Raw genomic sequence first — 15,000 nt, forward strand, 5'->3', positions numbered from 1 at the left:
CCCTCGCCGCCATGACCACCGTCACCGCCGTCAGCCGTCCCGATCTGGCGCCCGTCCAGCCCGTGCAAGCCGCCGTCGCCGCGCCCGCGCAGCAGGCCATCACCGCCGCGGCGGTCGCGCCCGCCTCGTCCTCCAACGTCGCGCTGGGCCAGAGCGGCAGCGGCGCCTCGGTCTACCTGCCCGACGGCACCTTGCCCGGATTCACCCGTATCTGGGAAAACAGCGCCAACGACGCCATTACCCAGCGCATGGCCGCCAACTTCGGCAGCAACACCGCCGCCGGACGCCTGGGCGGGTTGGGCTCCGCGCTGCTCGAGCGCGCGATGGACGCAGGCCAGTTCACGCAGTCGGTGTGGACGGCGGGCTCGTCCAGACTGTCGCTGGATGCGGTCGGTACGAGCCTGGCCCTGCCCCAGACCGGCAACTACGTCGCCATGGACATCAAGACCACCGGCGGCGCCACGGTGCGCCTGGCCATCGGCAGCCAGGACGATGCCATGTCGGTGCAGGTGGAAGTCACCGGCGGCACGCTCAGCGACGCCGAGAAAGCCGCGCTGGCCAAACTGGCCAAGGGCTTCCAGGCCGCGCTGGACGGCCTGACCGCGCAGCCACCCAAGCTCGACCTCGCAGCCCTGACGCAATACGACCGCGAGGCCATCGCCTCGATAGACCTGCATGCCAACGTCAAGACGGCCGGCAACCAGAACCAATCCCTGATCTTCCATGCGGACGGCGTATCGCGCAGCGTGCAGGCCAAGGGCCCGGAAGGCACGGTGCAGGTCAGCGTCGACCTGTCCAAGTCCGCCATGCTGGGCAACTCGGCGCAGCGCGAACGCGCCGTGCGGAATTACCTGGAGCAGTTCGACGACGCCTCCAACCGCGGCCGCGGCGGCGCCGCGCTCACCGCCATGTTCAAGAGCGCCTTCGCCGACCTGCACAGCGACTACGGCTCCGCCACCGGCAGATCCGCCCCCACCTCGCGACTGGGCAGCATCCTGGATGACAGCAGCCGCTCGATGCTGACCGGCCTGGCCGACTTCACCGCCTCGGTCGCCGACCAGGCGCGCGCGGTCAATCCGCTGCGCGCCGCAGAGACCGACGGTTTTTCGTACCAGGCCTCGCAGCAAACCACCACCAGCGGCACCGGGCGCTCGTTCGGCATCAAGCAGTCGCAGCAATCGCACCTGACCGCCAGCTTCCACGACGCGCTGTCGCCCGAACACTCGCTGATGCTGACCACCGACCCGCTCAGCCAGAACTACCTGTACACCCAGATCGACGACAAGGCCGCCAGCGACACCGACCTGTCCTTCTACGACGGCAAGATGGTGAAGGCCACGCTGAACCAGACGGCCGACGAATCGCGCCGCGTGATGAAGTACGTGCGCGGCCAGCTGGAACAGGACACGACCACGCCGCGCCATGAAGCGCGCGAATGGAACCTGCTGGCGATGGTCGACGCCGCGCAGCGCTACGACGGCACCCGGCAGCGGCCCGACGGCTCGCAGTTGCAGGCCACCCTTTCCACCATCGGCAATCTGGTGCTGCTCCAATCCAGGCCCTCGGCCCTGCTGGGCAAGCCCTCCGGCGCACCGGCAGCGTCCGCATGACGACAGCCGCGCGCGTCCGCCCAATCACTGGCGCGGACGCGGCGTGCGGCGCAGGGGCTCGCCCGGGGGCTTGAGCACGGCCGCGCGGAAATGGCCCTGGTCGTCATGCGGCGCCACCACGCTGCGGGCACGCTGCCACAGTCCTCGGCCAGGGCTGACCCAGACGGCTCGTTTACCCCGGCGGCGCAACAACCCCGCGGGGACTGCGATCGCGGGTCCCCGTCAGGGCGTGCGGCTCGTAGCCGATGCGCCAGCCAGGGCGCATTCGCTGGCCAGCCGCACCGCCTGCCCCTGCGCCAGGCGCGCGTTCACCTCCATCGAGGTCGTCCAGAAATAAGTGCCCGCGGCCAGGCTGCCCAGCACCGACACCTGCGGCACGCGGCGGCCGTCCCGGTCCAGCAGGCAGCCGGTCGCGAAATCCAGGTCGAAACCGCCCAGCGCATGCGCGCGCGCCTGCCCCTGGCTGCACAGCTGGCGCACCAGCGGGTCGGCGGACGCGTCGACGTCCATCGAGAAACTGGTGGCATTGACCAGCCATGGCGCGGACAGGGCACGTCCCTCGCTGGCCTCCACCACGAAGGCCCCGCGGGCCGCGTCATACCGCGCCGAACGAAAGCCGCCGTGCACCTGCAGCCGCCCTTCATGCAGCGATTGCTGCAAGGTCAGGGCATTGCGCATCGGGAAAGTCGCGCGGCGGGCCATCCACAGCGTGCGCCAGTCGCGATGGAAGCGGCGGCGTTCGGCATCGTCCAGCGCATGCCAGATATGCTCGATGCGGTCGTTGGTGGCGGCGGCCACCGATTGCCAGGGCCGCGGTCCCGACTGCGAACGCGCGATCTCCGCGTCCAGCGCCGCCTTCGCCGGGCCGGCCAGGCCCAGGATGTCCTCCTGATCCTCCGAGCCGCCAGCGGCCCGCAAGGCACGGCGCAGGCTGTCCAGCAGGCCGTCCAGCGTGACACGGCCGTCCGCCTCCGGCTCGGGCAAGGCCGGCAGCGACACCCGGGTGTTGTGCGGGCTGCGCACCGCCGGCAGGCGGCCGTTGCGCGACACGCAGTGCACCTGACCGCGATGGCCCTGGGCCCGCAGCGCCGCGATGGCATCGATGGCGCTCAGGCTGGTGCCCACGATGCACACCGTATCGTCGCGTCCTATGCGGCCGCACAGGTCCGACACCGGATACGGACTGTTGAAGTAGCCCGGCAGGGGAGCCAGATCAGGAAACGACACGGACGGCAGATTGCCGTTGCACAGCACCACCCGCGAGGCCACCACGCGCGCGCCGCCCTCGCCCAGCACCACCGCCTGCCCCGAGGCCAGCGGCCACACGCCCACCGCGGCCTGGGCCACGCGGCGCACGGCCACGCCCTTGCGCCGCGCGCAGGCCAGCGCCTGGTCATACAGGTCGCGCAGATAGCTGCCGAACACGGGCCTGGGCAGGAACGCCGCAGGCTCGATGGCCTGCACCCCATGCGCCCGCAGCCAGGCGGGATCGCGGGCCCGCAGCCAATCCATGAAACTGTCGGGTTCGGTCGCCACCGCCGACATGCGATTGACCGGAATGTTCAACAGATTGCTGGACAGGTCCGCCTGGTAGGCGCTGCCCGGGCCGACTTCCTGCCGCGGCTCGAAGATCGCCACCTCCAGCGGGCGGCCCCCGCGCCATGCCTCCAGGAACTGATAGAGAAAGGACACTGCGACCGAACCACCGCCGACGATCGCCAGGCGGCCGGGATCATTCTGCATGCTGGCGCTCCTCGATGGGCTGGGCGAAACGGTGGTCTCAGCGCCTGGCCGAACGGCGCACCACGTCGCCCCAGGTTTCGATCTCGGTGGCGACGACCTTGTCGGTCTGCGCGGGCGTGGTCGGCGTGGCGGTGGCGCCCAGCTTGGCGGCGCCGTCCCTGACCTGTTCGGACGCACCGGCCTTCTGCATGGCCGCCGACATCTTGTCGATGGCCGCGGCGGGCGAGCCCGCCGGCGCCAGCAGCGCATAGGTGGTGGCGACCTTGTAGTCGGGCAGGCCCTGCTCGGCGAAGGTCGCCACGTCGGGCAGTGTCGGGACACGCTGCGCCGAACTCACGGCCAGGATGCGGATCTTGCCGCCGGCGACATGAGGCAGCAGCGCGGGCAGGGTCTCGATCACCATGTCGATCTGGCCGCCCAGCAGGTCCGTCACCGCCGGGCCGCTGCCGCGGTACGGCACGTGCAGGATGTCGGTGCCCGTCATCTGCTTGAACAGTTCGCCCGCCATGTGCTGCGAGCTGCCCGTGCCGGCCGACCCGATGGTGAGCTTGCCCGGACGCTGCCTGGCCAGCGCGATCAGTTCGGGCACGGTCCTGGCCGGAATCTTGGTGCTGACAGCCAGGGCCAGCGGCATGGTGATGGCCACGGAGACGCCCTTGAAGTCCTTGGCGAAACTGTAGTTCTGCTTCTCCAGCAGCGACGCGTTGATCGCAAGGCTGCCCAGCGCCCCCATCAGGACGGTGTAGCCGTCCGCTTCGGCGCGCGCCACGGCCTCGGCCCCCACCTCGCCGCCAGCGCCGGCCTTGTTCTCGACCACGACGGGCTGCTTCAGATAGTCGCCCATCTGCTGGGCATACAGGCGCGCGGCCACGTCGGTGGCGCCCCCCGGCGGGTACGGCACGACCATGCGGATGGGCTTGTCGGGCCAACTGGCGGCCTGGACGTTCAACGACGCCGCGGCCAGGACGGCCGCAGTGATCGACAGGAAGGACTTGCGCATTTGGGGTTGTCTCCGTGGTGCCGCTGCGGGTGCGCGGCTATTTACTTATAAGTCCTAATAATTAGGACCACCATCCTATATTTGGCTTAACAAGAATTCCATACGGTGATATTCTGGTCAAGCGATGTTTGTCCCTATTCAGGCTTCTTGAGACCTAATCCACAAGAATCAGGAAGCCCAATCATTCCATTCGAGACGATATGAAACACAGCGAGGCACTGGCCGGCCTGCGGGTCATCGAGATATGCAACGTGGCGGCGGGCCCGTTCTGCGGCATGCTGCTGGCGGACATGGGCGCCGACGTCATCAAGGTCGAACACCCCGAGGGCGGCGACACCCTGCGCGCGTGGCCGCCCCTGTCCGAGGGCTACAGCGAGAACTTCGCCTCGCTCAACCGCAACAAGCGTTCGGTCACCCTGAACCTGAAAGACCCCGCCGACGCCGAGCGCGCGCGGCAGCTCATCGACAGCGCCGACGTGCTGCTGGAGAACAACCGTCCCGGCGTCATGACGCGCCTGGGCCTGGGCTACGAACAGTTGGCCGCGCGCAATCCGCGCCTGGTGTACTGCTCCATTTCCGCCTACGGCCAGAGCGGACCGCGTGCCCAGGAAGGCGGCTTCGATCTCACCATCCAGGCCATGAGCGGCATCATGAGCGTCACCGGCGAACAGGGCGGCGCGCCGGTCAAGTGCGGCGTGCCCGTCGCCGACTTCACCGCGGGCCTCTACGCGGCCTACTCGATCAGCGCCGCGCTGCGCGTCGCGGCCGCCAGCGGCCAGGGCACGCACCTGGACGTGCCCATGCTGGGCGTCACGCTGGGCATCGCTGCCCTGCAGACCTCCGAGTACTTCGGCAGCGGCAAGGACCCCGTCAAGCTGGGCTCGGCCCACCCGCGCAATGCGCCGTACCAGGCGTTCCGCTGCCGCGACGGCTATTTCGGCATGGCGGCCGGCAACAATGCGCTGTGGAAATCCGTGTGCGACGTGGTGGGGCGCCCCGAACTGCATGAGGACGCGAACTACGCCAACACCGGCCTGCGCGCACGCAACCAGGACGCGCTGCGCGAGCTGCTCGAGACCCACTTCGTGCAGGAAGACGCGGCCACCTGGCTCGAACGCTTCCGTGCCCGCGGCGTGCCGTGCGCGCCCATCAACAACTATTCCGATGTGCTGAAAGACCCGCAGGTCGAACACATGGAATGGGTGCAGGACATCGACCTGCCCAACGGCGTGCGCACCCGCAGCTTCGGCGCGCCCGTGCGCATCGATGGCGCCACCACGCCCATCCGCCTGCGTCCGCCCGCGCTGGGCGAGCACAACGACGAAATCCTGGGGGTGCTGGCCGGCGCACCGCGCGCCAAGGAGTCGGCATGAGCGCCTTGGTGGACATTGCCGTCGACGAGCACGCCACCGTCATCACGCTCAGCCGTCCCGACAAGATGAACGCCCTGTCGGCCGAACTGGTCGAGGGTCTGATCGAAGCGGTCGACGCGGCGCATGCGCGCGGCAGCGATCTCATCGTCTTCAAGGGAGAGGGCCGCAACTTCAGCGCGGGCTTCGACTTCGGCGGCTATGCCGAACAAAGCGAGGGCGACCTGCTGCTGCGCTTCGTGCGCCTGGAAACCCTGCTGCAGAAAGTGGCCGAGTCCCCCGCCCTGACCCTGGCGCTGGCGCACGGCAAGAACTTCGGCGCGGGCGTGGACCTGTTCGGCGCCTGCATGCTGCGCGTGGCCGCGCCCGATGCCACCTTCCGCATGCCCGGCCTGAAGTTCGGGCTGGTGCTGGGCACGCGGCGCTTCGCCGCCATGGTCGGCACGCAGGCGGCGCGCGACGTGCTCACCCACACGCGCACCTTCGGCGCCGAGGCCGCGCGGGACATGGGCTTCGTCACCGAACTGGCCGCGCCGCAAGACTGGCCCGCCCGCCAGGAGCAGGCCCAGGCCAGCGCGCGCGAACTCAGCCCCGCCACGCGCCGCCAGCTGTACCAGGTGCTGGGTCCGCAGACCGCGGATGCCGACCTGGCCAGCCTGGTCCGCTCGGCCGCCGCGCCGGGCCTCAAGCAACGCATCCAGGCCTATCTGAATGCCTAAATAGACAAGGGCGGCTGCGCCGCCTGTGTGGAGACAGACATGACATCAGGCTTCAATCGACCGGACAAACAGGTCGCACTGGCCGAACTGGCCCGGCACATCACCGACGGCGCCTCGGTGGCGCTGGGCGGCAGTTTCCTGCACCGCGGGCCCTTCGCCTTCGTGCGCGAACTGATCCGCCAGGGCCGCCGCGACCTGGAGATCATCAAGCAATCGCCGGGCTACGACATCGACATCCTGTGCCGCGCGGGCGCCGTGCGCCGCGCGCGCGCCGGCATCGTCGCCATGGAAGGCAACTTCGGCCTGGCCCCGTGGTACCGCAAGGCCGTGGAAAGGCAGGAGATGGCGCTGGAGGAACATGCCTGCGCCACGCTCACGGCGGGCCTGCGCGCCGCCGCCTTTGGCGTGCCCTTCCTGCCCTGCGGCGGCCTGCACGGCAGCGACCTGCCAGGATTGAACAACTGGACGCTGATGGAAGACCCCTATGGCAGCGGCGACAGCACCTACCTGGTGCCGGCCATCCGCCCCGACTTCGCCGTGCTGCAGGTGTCCGAGGTCGACCGCCTGGGCAATGCCCGCGTCTTCGGCACCTCGCACTGGGACCGCATCATGTCGCGCGCGGCCGGCAGCGTGCTGGTGGTGGCCGAACGCCTGGTCGAGACCGAAGTGTTCGAGGCCCAGCCCGAAGCCACCCTGCTGCCCTACTTCATGGTCCAGGCCTTCACGGTGCTGCCCGGCAGCGCCTGGCCCGGCTCGTGCACGCCGTTCTACGACATCGACTATCCGGCGGTGGAACGCTACATGGATACCACCCGCCCGCTCGACGCCCACATGGCCGAGGCCCCGGAAACGAAGGAAGCCGCGCATGTCTGAAACCTTCTCGCCGTTCGCCCACGTCGTCATGGGCCTGGCACGCTTCATCCGCCCCGACGAGATCACCTTCAGCGGCGTGAACTCCACGCCGCCGATGCTGGCCTGCCTGCTGGCCAAGCAGGCCTACGACTACGACTTCATCTACATCAACGTGGCGGGCGGCGTCGATCCGCGCCCGGCGCACATTCCCATCTCCAGTTCCGATCCGCAACTGGCCCGGCACACGGCCTCGATCTTCTCCAATGAAGACTTCTACGACCTGTGCACGCGCGGCCGCATGGACCTCACCTTCCTGGGCGCCGCGCAGATCGACGGCGAAGGCTCGGCCAACAACTCGTGCATCGGCGACTGGAACAAGCCCAAGGTGCGCCTGCCGGGCGGCGGCGGCGGCGCCGTGATGCTGCCCACCGCGCGGCGCGCCTGCACCTGGCGCACCGAGCATTCGCGCCGCACCTTCGTCGAGAAACTGGATTTCCGCACCTCGTGGGGCGGTTTCCATGGCGTGGTCACCCCCATCGCCATCTTCATCAAGCGTGAAGGCCGGCTGGCGCTGCAGTCCTGGCATCCCGACGCCAGCCTGGAAGAGGTGCGCGAACGCACCGGCTTCGCCTTCGACGCCGAGGGCGCGCAACCCACGCCCCTGCCCACCGCGGCCGAGCGCGCGGCGCTGGCCAGGCTGGATCCGGACGGCGCCTTCGAACGCGACGCCGCCGTCGTGCTGCGCTAGGAGATCCTCCGATGAGCGACATGCCCTCCTTGCCGCAGGCCTGGCGCGCCGCCTGGCAAGACCCGGCGCTGCGCGAGCAGCCCGCATTGATCACGCAGGACGCCACCTGGACGTACCCGCAGCTGGACCGCGACGTGCGCGCCCTGGCGGGCGGCCTGCGCCGCGCCGGCGTGCAAGCCGGCGACTACGTGGCGCTGGCCATCGAGCGCGGCCCCGGGCAGGTGCTGGCGTTGCTGGCCACCCTCGTGGCGGGCGCCTGCCCGTGCCCCCTGGAACCGCGCCTGGCCGAAGACGAAACGCGCCGCCGCGTGCAGGCCGTGGGCCTGCGCTGGCTGGTGCACGACGCGGACAACCAGGCAGTGGCGGAAGGCAGCGGCCTGCCCGCCGCGCAACGGCTGGCCTATGGCTCGCTGGAAGGCGCCGACCCGTATTGGACGCCCGACCCCGCCCCCGGCAGCCCGGCCCTGCTGCTGTTCACGTCGGGCAGCACCGGCAAGCCCAAGGGCGTGCTGCAATCGCACCGGGGCGTGTGGCTCAACAGCCGGGGCATCATTGCCCATACCGGCCTGGGCCCGCACGACCGGCTGCTGCACATCATGCCGCTGCACCACACCAACGCCATCAACAACCAGGTGTTCGCGCCCCTGGCCTGCGGCGCCACGGTGGCGCTGGCCGGCCGCTTCCGCGCCGACGAGATGCCGGCGCTGATGGCGCGCTTCACGCCCACGCTGGTCACCGGCGTGCCCACCATGTATGCGCGCATGCTGCAACAGACCTTCCCGCCAGGAATCCTCGCGGGCCTGCGCATGGCGCGCTGCGGCTCGGCGCCCATCACGACGGCACTGCACCGCGACATCGAGGCCTTCCTGGGATGCCAGTTGGTGGTGTCGTACGGCCTGTCGGAAGCGACCTGCACCTCGACCATGAACCCGCCCGCCGCGCGCCGCATCGGCACGGTGGGCACGGTGCTGGAAGGCCAGCGCATCGCATTGCTGGATGCGCAGGGCCGGCCCGTGCCGGCCGGCGCCGAAGGCGAGATCTGCATCGGCGGCGACGCGCTGATGCTGGGCTACCTGGGCCATGACGGCGACGACCCCGTGCGCGATGGCTGGCTGCGCACCGGCGACCTGGGCCGCTTCGACGCCGACGGCTATCTCAGCATCACCGGACGCATCAAGGAAGTGATCATCCGCGGCGGCGAGAACCTGTCGCCCAAGCTGATCGAGGACGTACTGTGCCAGGAACCCGGCGTGGCGGCCTGCTGCGTGGTGGGCCAGGCGGACACGGACCTGGGCGAAGTGCCGGTGGCGGTGATCGTGCCGCGCCAGGACGGCCAGGCGCCCGATGCCCAGGCCCTGCAAGACACGGTGCACGCGCGGCTGGGCCGCATCTACGTGCCGCAGGCGGTGTATCTCAGCGCCGGACTGCCCGAGAACGCCGTGGGCAAGGTCGACCGCAAGGCAGTGGCGCGGTGGGTGGCCGAGACGGCCGCGCCGGCGGCGGCCGCGGCCTGAGAAACAGCCGGGGGCATCCTTGCCGATGCCCCTTGTCCGCCGCAACCTCAGGCGGGCTCCTGGTGCCCCAGCGCCGACGCAATCTCGCGCGCACAGGCCTTGACCTGCTGCCCGGCCTCTTTCGCGCGCGCCAGCGACAGGCGATCCAGCGGGCCCGAAATCCCCACCGCGCCCACCACGTCGTCCAGCGCATTGAAGATGGCGACGGCAATACCGCCCACGCCATCGCGCCACTCGCCACGGTTCATGGCATAGCCCACCCGCACGATCTTGCGCAGCTCGTCCTTCAGCACGGGCATGGACGTCAGCGTGGCCGAGGTGTAGCGCGGCAGCTCGGCCGCGTACTTGTCGATGTAGCCATCGGGTTGATAGGCCAGCAGCACCTTGCCGGTGGCCACCGCGTAGGCAGGCGCGCGTCCGCCGATCATCGAGTACGCGCGGATCGGCTGCGGGCTGTCGATCTTGTCGATGTAGACCACCTCGATGCCGTCCAGCACTGACAGGTGCACCGTCTCGCCGGTCTGCTCGGCCAGCTTGCGCATGCTGGGCGCGGCCACGCGCCGCAGATCCAGGTGGCCCAGTTGGCGGGCCGCGAGTTCGAACAGACGCACGCCGCCTCGGTACAGGCCCTCGTCGTCGCGCACGATGTAGCCCGCGTGCATCAGGGTCTGCAGCGTGCGGTGCGTATTGCTGCGGGTCAGCCCGACGCGCGCGGCCAGTTCGTCGATGGTGCGCGTGGGATGCTCGACATCCGTCACGGCCTCGAGGACGGTCAGGCCCTTCAGCAGCGTCTTGTCCATGCAGGCATCCTAAATAATGGGAAACCAGGGCATTGTACCGATGGCATCCGGGCCTGCCCAGACGCCGCGCACAACGGGTATTCCCCCAATCCTCCCGGGCGGGGACGGGCATCGCCATCATTTTGGATGAGAAACCCATATCCCGGGATTGACAGCATCACCGCTCGATGCCCAAACTACACGCCCGCCCGACGCCCCTGGCCGCGCCGGCCTTCGCCACTTTCGTCGTCGTACCGATGTCATCCGCCTCATCGAAGTGGGCCGCGCTGCGGCCCGCCCTGCCCATCCTGATCGGCGCAGCCCTCATGCTCAGCCTGTCGATGGGATTGCGCCAGAGTCTGGGCATCTTCATCCCCCCGCTGACCCGCGACCTGGGCATCTCCGTCAGCGACTTCACCATCGCCATCTCCATCCAGAATCTCACCTGGGGCATCATGCAGCCCTTCGCGGGCGCGCTGGTCACGCGCATCGGCTTCCGGCCGATGATGATGGCGGGATCGGTGCTGTACCTGGTCGGCATGACGCTGTTCACCACGGCCCAGGGACTGCTGGGCGTGATACTCGGAGCGGGCTTCGCGGTAGGCATCGCGATGGCCTGCACGGGCAGCGCGGTGGCCATGGCCGCTTCGGTGCGCCCCGTGCCGCCCGCGCTGCGCAGCCTCGTGCTGGGCCTGGTGTCGTCGTGCGGTTCGCTGGGCGCGATGCTGGCGGCGCCCCTGGGCCAGTACATCTCACAGGACGCCGGCTGGCGCATGGGTGGCCTCACCTTCATCATCCTGGCCATGGCGATGCTGCCGGCCGCATGGCTGGCGGGCCGCGTCGACGCGCTGCCGCGTCCCCCCGCCCCCGCCATGCCCGACGGCAAGGAAGCCACCGCGCGCGACGTGCTGCGCCAGGCGGCGCGCAACATGCCCTTCGTCATCATGGCCACGGCGTACTTCGTCTGCGGCATGCAGTTGATCTTCCTGCAGACGCACCTGGCCACCTACCTCGATCTGTGCGGCATGGACCCCATGCTGTCGGCGCAGGCCCTGGCCGTGATCGGCGCCTTCAACGCGCTGGGCAGCCTGTTCTTCGGCTGGGCCGGCGGCCGCTGGAACAAGCAGACGCTGCTGGGCGGCATCTACGTGATGCGCTCGATCACCATCGTCTGGTATTTCCACACCCTGCCCACGCCCTCGTCCACGCTGGTGTTCGCCGGCATCATGGGCTTTCTGTGGTTGGGCGTGGTGCCGCTGGTGTCGGGCTGGATCGCCGAGACCTTCGGCCTGCGCTGGCAGGCCATGCTGGCCGGCGTGGCGTTCTGCAGCCACCAGTTGGGCAGCTTCCTGGGCGCGATGGGCGGCGGACTGGTCTACCAGGTCATGCACGACTACACGCTGGCCTGGCAGGTGGCCGCGGCGCTGGGCATGACGGCGGGCATCGTGCAGATATTCGCGTCGCAGCGGTTCTCCGGGCCGCGAGGACCACGCGCGGCGGCAGGAGCCTGATGCGCCTGTGCAGCATGGGCTTGCCGTGCTCGTCCAAGCCTACCCAGGCCAGCGAGTCCTGCGACATCACGCTGCGTCATTTGCCGCGACTTGCGAGCCGCCTGGATGATGCGGCCGATGTCGCTCGCGTCCCGCACGATAGCGGGATCGGCGATCGTTCCACTGGCCAGGAATTTTTTACTCGCCTGCGAAGCGCCCGCCATCCCGCTACGCCGCCGTGAATTTCGCGTACAGCGCCAGCACCATCCGCTCCGACCGCGTCAGGTAGTGCTCCAGTTCCTGCGCGGCGGCCTCGGCCTGCCCGGCCTCGAACAGTTCGATCAGCTTGTTGTTCTGGTCCAGGAACGGGGCGTGCAGGTATTCCGGATCGTCCACCAGGCCGAAGGCCAGGCGCAGTTCCGCGGCGATCTGATCGTAGAACGTGCTCAACCGCTCGCTGTCGGCCAGGGCCACCACCGCCGCGTGGAACTCCATGTTCGCGGTGGCCACCGTGCGCCAGTCCGATTGCTGCTGCGCGGCGTAGGCTTTCTCGATGGCCTGGCGCATCTGGCGGCCGGCGGGATGGCGCGGATAGGCCTGACTGAGCGCACGGCACTCGACCACGCGGCGAACACGATAGATGTCGATGATGGAAGCGATGCTGGGCGTGGCCACGAACACGCCGCGATTGGACTCGTGCCGCAGCAGGCCTTCCTTCGTCAACAGGCGGAAGGACTCGCGCAGGGTGTTGCGCGAGATGCCCAGCTTCTCGCTCAACGCGGATTCCAGCAGCCTCTGATTGGGCCGCAGCTCGCCGCTGGCCAGTTGGGCGCGAATCTGCTCGGTGACCTTCTCGATCAGCGTCAGCGAATGGGCGGCGGACTCGGACATTGGGGACATGCGGTCTCCGGAAATCACATTTCAGCCGGCGGCTGAGTGTAAGTTTTGTTGAACAAATAATCCATTTTGTTCTTCAATCCACTAGGTGTTCTCCCTGATCGCAGGGTTTTCACCAGTGCTTAATCGCTATTGCCTTACACGATAATGACTGTGACGGAGCGATTCCGCCTATTTGTATGACCAACAAAAAAAGATTGTTCAACAAAAGGGGAAGTAATGCACGGCGATTCAAAATCGGGCCGACGCTCGAATTCAGTACCCTTCATGCGCGGCCACTCCGTTCCGTGGCCAGTCCTCAATCGTAGCTTCGCAAGATTGCCCGGCGTGCCGCGCGCCTCACGCGCGCGCCCCGACACACGCCCGCGTCCCACGCAGCCCCCCGCAATGAACGCCGGCCGCTCTCGCGCCAGCGCCGCTCGACGCATCACACGCGAACACTGACGGACTTTGCCCGCCGCCCGCCGCGACGGGACGGCGGCAAAGCCCGCCTGGGAGTGCCGGCATCGTACCGGGACAGGCCAGTCCTGCCCGGCACATACGGCCGGCTCACATCGGGTTCACGGTGATGAACCCAATCATCTTTCGACCGGAGATTGAAGTGAGGACTTTCAGCGCATACAGATGGACCCTGGTTGCGGCGTCGGTGCTGGCATTGAGCGCCTGCGGCGGCAGCGACGACGATGACGACGACACACCGCCCACCACCGAGCCGCCTCCGCCCGCGGAGATCGCTTCCTGCAAGTGGAATACCGACGTGCAACTGGCGTTCGAAGAGCGCCGGCTGGACACCCCGCTGCCGTTCACGGGCGCCACCGTCATCGGCACCGACCAGACGCCGCTGGCCACGCGCATCGTCAGGGCGGCGGGCTTCCAGGATTATGCGCCGGCCTTCGCCACGGCCCTGTGCGCCGGCGACGGCACGACGCGCGTGCTGTCGCAGGACCAGGCCATGGCGGTGGTGAAGGAGAAAGGCCAGGAACTGTGGCGCGCCGCCGTCGACCGCGTGCAGGGCCGCCGCGCGCGCGCCGCCGACGAGACACTGCCGCAGAGCGATGACCGCATGCTGTACTGGACGCGCGTGCAGATGACCAAGGTGCTGCGCCAATGGGCGCCCGAATGGGGCGTGTCGGCCAGCCAGATGTCCGAACTGCAATGGGAGTTCGAACGCGCCTCGCGCGGCCAGTACGACATCGCGCTGCCCGAAGGCAACAATGCTTCCGGCAAGCCCTATCGCCGCATGATCATCAGCGGCTTCGACGTCTTCACGCTGGGCACGCCCGGCACGCCGAACACCGGCCTGCGCAACGGCAACCCCTCGGGCGCCACGGCGCTGGAACTGGACGGCCGCGAATACACGCTGTCGGACGGCTCGGTATTGCACGTGGAAGCCTATGTGCTCCCCGTCAGCTACGATCCGTTCAACCGAGGCATGCAGGAGGACACACTGGGCCCCTGGTTCCAGGCGGGCGCCAAGCAGGTCGACGCGTCGATCACCTTCAGCCAGGGCGGCAGCAACATCTTCTGGCTGGAGCAATGGAACGGCCGCTTCCACGGCTCGTCGGCGGGCAATGACGGCATCGTCTACTGCCCCACGGGCACGCGCCTGCCCGCCGTGGTCCTGCCGCTGGGCATGGTCACCGGCACGGGCGTCGATCCGATCAGCCTGCCCGGCTCGGGTTGCAACACGGTGGTGCAATCACGCTGGCTGAACGGCGTGGATTCGATCAGCGCATGGACGAAGACCTCGCCGCCCCAGTTCACCACGGCCTCGCTGCCCGTGGAATCGCTGCTGCTGGCCAACACGCAAAGCGGCATCATCCGCCCGCCAGGCGCCACCAGCGCGGGTTCGGAGGGCTTCGACGTGACCTGGCACACCAACTACAGCTACTTCCCGAACTGCGACAGCACCAACACGGTGACCGAGCCGTGGCACGGGGTGGTCAACGCCATGCCCGATCCGTCGCAAGTGCGTGCGCCGGATGCCTCGTGGTGCTCGCGCACGGGCGGCGGCGGCGACTATCTGTCCAACGAAAGCGCCTACCGCAACACGCTGCTGCGCGACACGATGGGCCTGTCCATCCCGGCCGGCCACATCCACATCCCGGTGATGAACAACTTCTACAACGGCACGGCCAGTGCGGGCGGTTTCCCGCGCGACGACAACGCCTATACGGATGCGCGCTTCGAAGCCTACCGCACGGCCATTGTGGAACAATCGAAGAAGCTGGCGATCGGGGTCGGCGAAAGCCTCCTGACCCCCTGACCCCCACTGCAA

12 protein-coding genes are annotated in these 15,000 nt (G+C 68.8%); 8 read left to right on the top strand and 4 right to left on the bottom strand.

Annotated elements, in window-relative coordinates; genetic code table 11:
• The first annotated feature begins 11 nt into the window (after window positions 1–11).
• On the top strand, window positions 12–1,610 hold the full coding sequence (locus A6745_RS03150; RefSeq protein ID WP_082852861.1) for a hypothetical protein: 1,599 nt from the start codon (window positions 12–14) through the stop codon (window positions 1,608–1,610).
• Window positions 1,611–1,832: 222 nt separating this feature from the next.
• Here the strand turns inward: A6745_RS03150 and A6745_RS03155 are convergent, their stop codons facing one another.
• Both A6745_RS03155 and A6745_RS03160 read right to left on the bottom strand, forming a co-directional pair.
• On the bottom strand, window positions 1,833–3,353 hold the full coding sequence (locus A6745_RS03155) for an FAD/NAD(P)-binding protein (protein WP_066123384.1): 1,521 nt from the start codon (window positions 3,351–3,353) through the stop codon (window positions 1,833–1,835).
• A 37-nt stretch (window positions 3,354–3,390) separates the two neighbouring features.
• Window positions 3,391–4,353 carry a Bug family tripartite tricarboxylate transporter substrate binding protein gene (locus A6745_RS03160; protein ID WP_066123387.1) on the bottom strand — a complete coding sequence of 321 codons (963 nt, stop codon included), beginning with the start codon at window positions 4,351–4,353 and terminating at the stop codon, window positions 3,391–3,393.
• Window positions 4,354–4,553: 200 nt separating this feature from the next.
• On the opposite strand from A6745_RS03160, the gene A6745_RS03165 reads away from it, so the two are divergent.
• The 5 genes from A6745_RS03165 to A6745_RS03185 are packed head-to-tail and all read left to right on the top strand — an operon-like array spanning window position 4,554 to window position 9,556.
• Window positions 4,554–5,726, top strand: coding sequence for a CaiB/BaiF CoA transferase family protein (locus tag A6745_RS03165; RefSeq protein WP_066123392.1), 1,173 nt, complete (start codon window positions 4,554–4,556; stop codon window positions 5,724–5,726).
• Window positions 5,723–6,442: an enoyl-CoA hydratase/isomerase family protein gene (locus tag A6745_RS03170; RefSeq protein ID WP_066123397.1), complete on the top strand. Its 720-nt coding sequence runs from the start codon at window positions 5,723–5,725 to the stop codon at window positions 6,440–6,442. Before A6745_RS03165 ends, A6745_RS03170 begins: the two co-directional genes overlap by 4 nt.
• Window positions 6,443–6,481: 39 nt before the next feature.
• Entirely contained in the window at window positions 6,482–7,315 is an 834-nt protein-coding gene (locus tag A6745_RS03175; RefSeq protein ID WP_066123398.1) for a CoA transferase subunit A, read from the top strand.
• Window positions 7,308–8,042 carry a CoA-transferase subunit beta gene (locus A6745_RS03180; protein ID WP_066123403.1) on the top strand — a complete coding sequence of 245 codons (735 nt, stop codon included), beginning with the start codon at window positions 7,308–7,310 and terminating at the stop codon, window positions 8,040–8,042. The genes A6745_RS03175 and A6745_RS03180 overlap by 8 nt, the downstream gene beginning before the upstream one ends.
• An 11-nt stretch (window positions 8,043–8,053) precedes the next feature.
• Window positions 8,054–9,556: a class I adenylate-forming enzyme family protein gene (locus A6745_RS03185; protein ID WP_066123406.1), complete on the top strand. Its 1,503-nt coding sequence runs from the start codon at window positions 8,054–8,056 to the stop codon at window positions 9,554–9,556.
• A 47-nt stretch (window positions 9,557–9,603) separates the two neighbouring features.
• On the opposite strand, the gene A6745_RS03190 is transcribed toward A6745_RS03185, so the two are convergent.
• Window positions 9,604–10,356 carry an IclR family transcriptional regulator gene (locus A6745_RS03190; RefSeq protein ID WP_066123411.1) on the bottom strand — a complete coding sequence of 251 codons (753 nt, stop codon included), beginning with the start codon at window positions 10,354–10,356 and terminating at the stop codon, window positions 9,604–9,606.
• A 236-nt stretch (window positions 10,357–10,592) separates the two neighbouring features.
• Here A6745_RS03190 and A6745_RS03195 point away from each other — a divergent pair, with 236 nt between their 5' ends.
• Window positions 10,593–11,846 carry an MFS transporter gene (locus A6745_RS03195; protein WP_066123775.1) on the top strand — a complete coding sequence of 418 codons (1,254 nt, stop codon included), beginning with the start codon at window positions 10,593–10,595 and terminating at the stop codon, window positions 11,844–11,846.
• Between the two features lie 207 nt (window positions 11,847–12,053).
• Here the strand turns inward: A6745_RS03195 and A6745_RS03200 are convergent, their stop codons facing one another.
• Window positions 12,054–12,716: a GntR family transcriptional regulator gene (locus A6745_RS03200; RefSeq protein WP_066123412.1), complete on the bottom strand. Its 663-nt coding sequence runs from the start codon at window positions 12,714–12,716 to the stop codon at window positions 12,054–12,056.
• 607 nt (window positions 12,717–13,323) lie between these two features.
• Here A6745_RS03200 and A6745_RS03205 point away from each other — a divergent pair.
• The gene (locus A6745_RS03205; RefSeq protein WP_197488081.1) at window positions 13,324–14,988 is read left to right on the top strand and encodes a hypothetical protein; all 1,665 of its coding nucleotides are present in this window, start codon (window positions 13,324–13,326) and stop codon (window positions 14,986–14,988) included.
• Window positions 14,989–15,000: the final 12 nt, after the last annotated feature.

Origin of the sequence: Bordetella ansorpii, from assembly GCF_900078705.1 — a bacterium.
GTDB classification, from domain to species: domain Bacteria; phylum Pseudomonadota; class Gammaproteobacteria; order Burkholderiales; family Burkholderiaceae_B; genus Bordetella; species Bordetella ansorpii_A.

Bases quoted from the DNA above. Each gene is read 5' to 3' on its own strand.
- A6745_RS03150 (WP_082852861.1), top strand. From the start codon at position 12: ATGACCACCGTCACCGCCGTCAGCCGTCCCGATCTGGCGCCCGTCCAG.
- A6745_RS03155 (WP_066123384.1), bottom strand. From the start codon at position 3,353: ATGCAGAATGATCCCGGCCGCCTGGCGATCGTCGGCGGTGGTTCGGTC.
- A6745_RS03160 (WP_066123387.1), bottom strand. From the start codon at position 4,353: ATGCGCAAGTCCTTCCTGTCGATCACTGCGGCCGTCCTGGCCGCGGCG.
- A6745_RS03165 (WP_066123392.1), top strand. From the start codon at position 4,554: ATGAAACACAGCGAGGCACTGGCCGGCCTGCGGGTCATCGAGATATGC.
- A6745_RS03170 (WP_066123397.1), top strand. From the start codon at position 5,723: ATGAGCGCCTTGGTGGACATTGCCGTCGACGAGCACGCCACCGTCATC.
- A6745_RS03175 (WP_066123398.1), top strand. From the start codon at position 6,482: ATGACATCAGGCTTCAATCGACCGGACAAACAGGTCGCACTGGCCGAA.
- A6745_RS03180 (WP_066123403.1), top strand. From the start codon at position 7,308: ATGTCTGAAACCTTCTCGCCGTTCGCCCACGTCGTCATGGGCCTGGCA.
- A6745_RS03185 (WP_066123406.1), top strand. From the start codon at position 8,054: ATGAGCGACATGCCCTCCTTGCCGCAGGCCTGGCGCGCCGCCTGGCAA.
- A6745_RS03190 (WP_066123411.1), bottom strand. From the start codon at position 10,356: ATGGACAAGACGCTGCTGAAGGGCCTGACCGTCCTCGAGGCCGTGACG.
- A6745_RS03195 (WP_066123775.1), top strand. From the start codon at position 10,593: ATGTCATCCGCCTCATCGAAGTGGGCCGCGCTGCGGCCCGCCCTGCCC.
- A6745_RS03200 (WP_066123412.1), bottom strand. From the start codon at position 12,716: ATGTCCGAGTCCGCCGCCCATTCGCTGACGCTGATCGAGAAGGTCACC.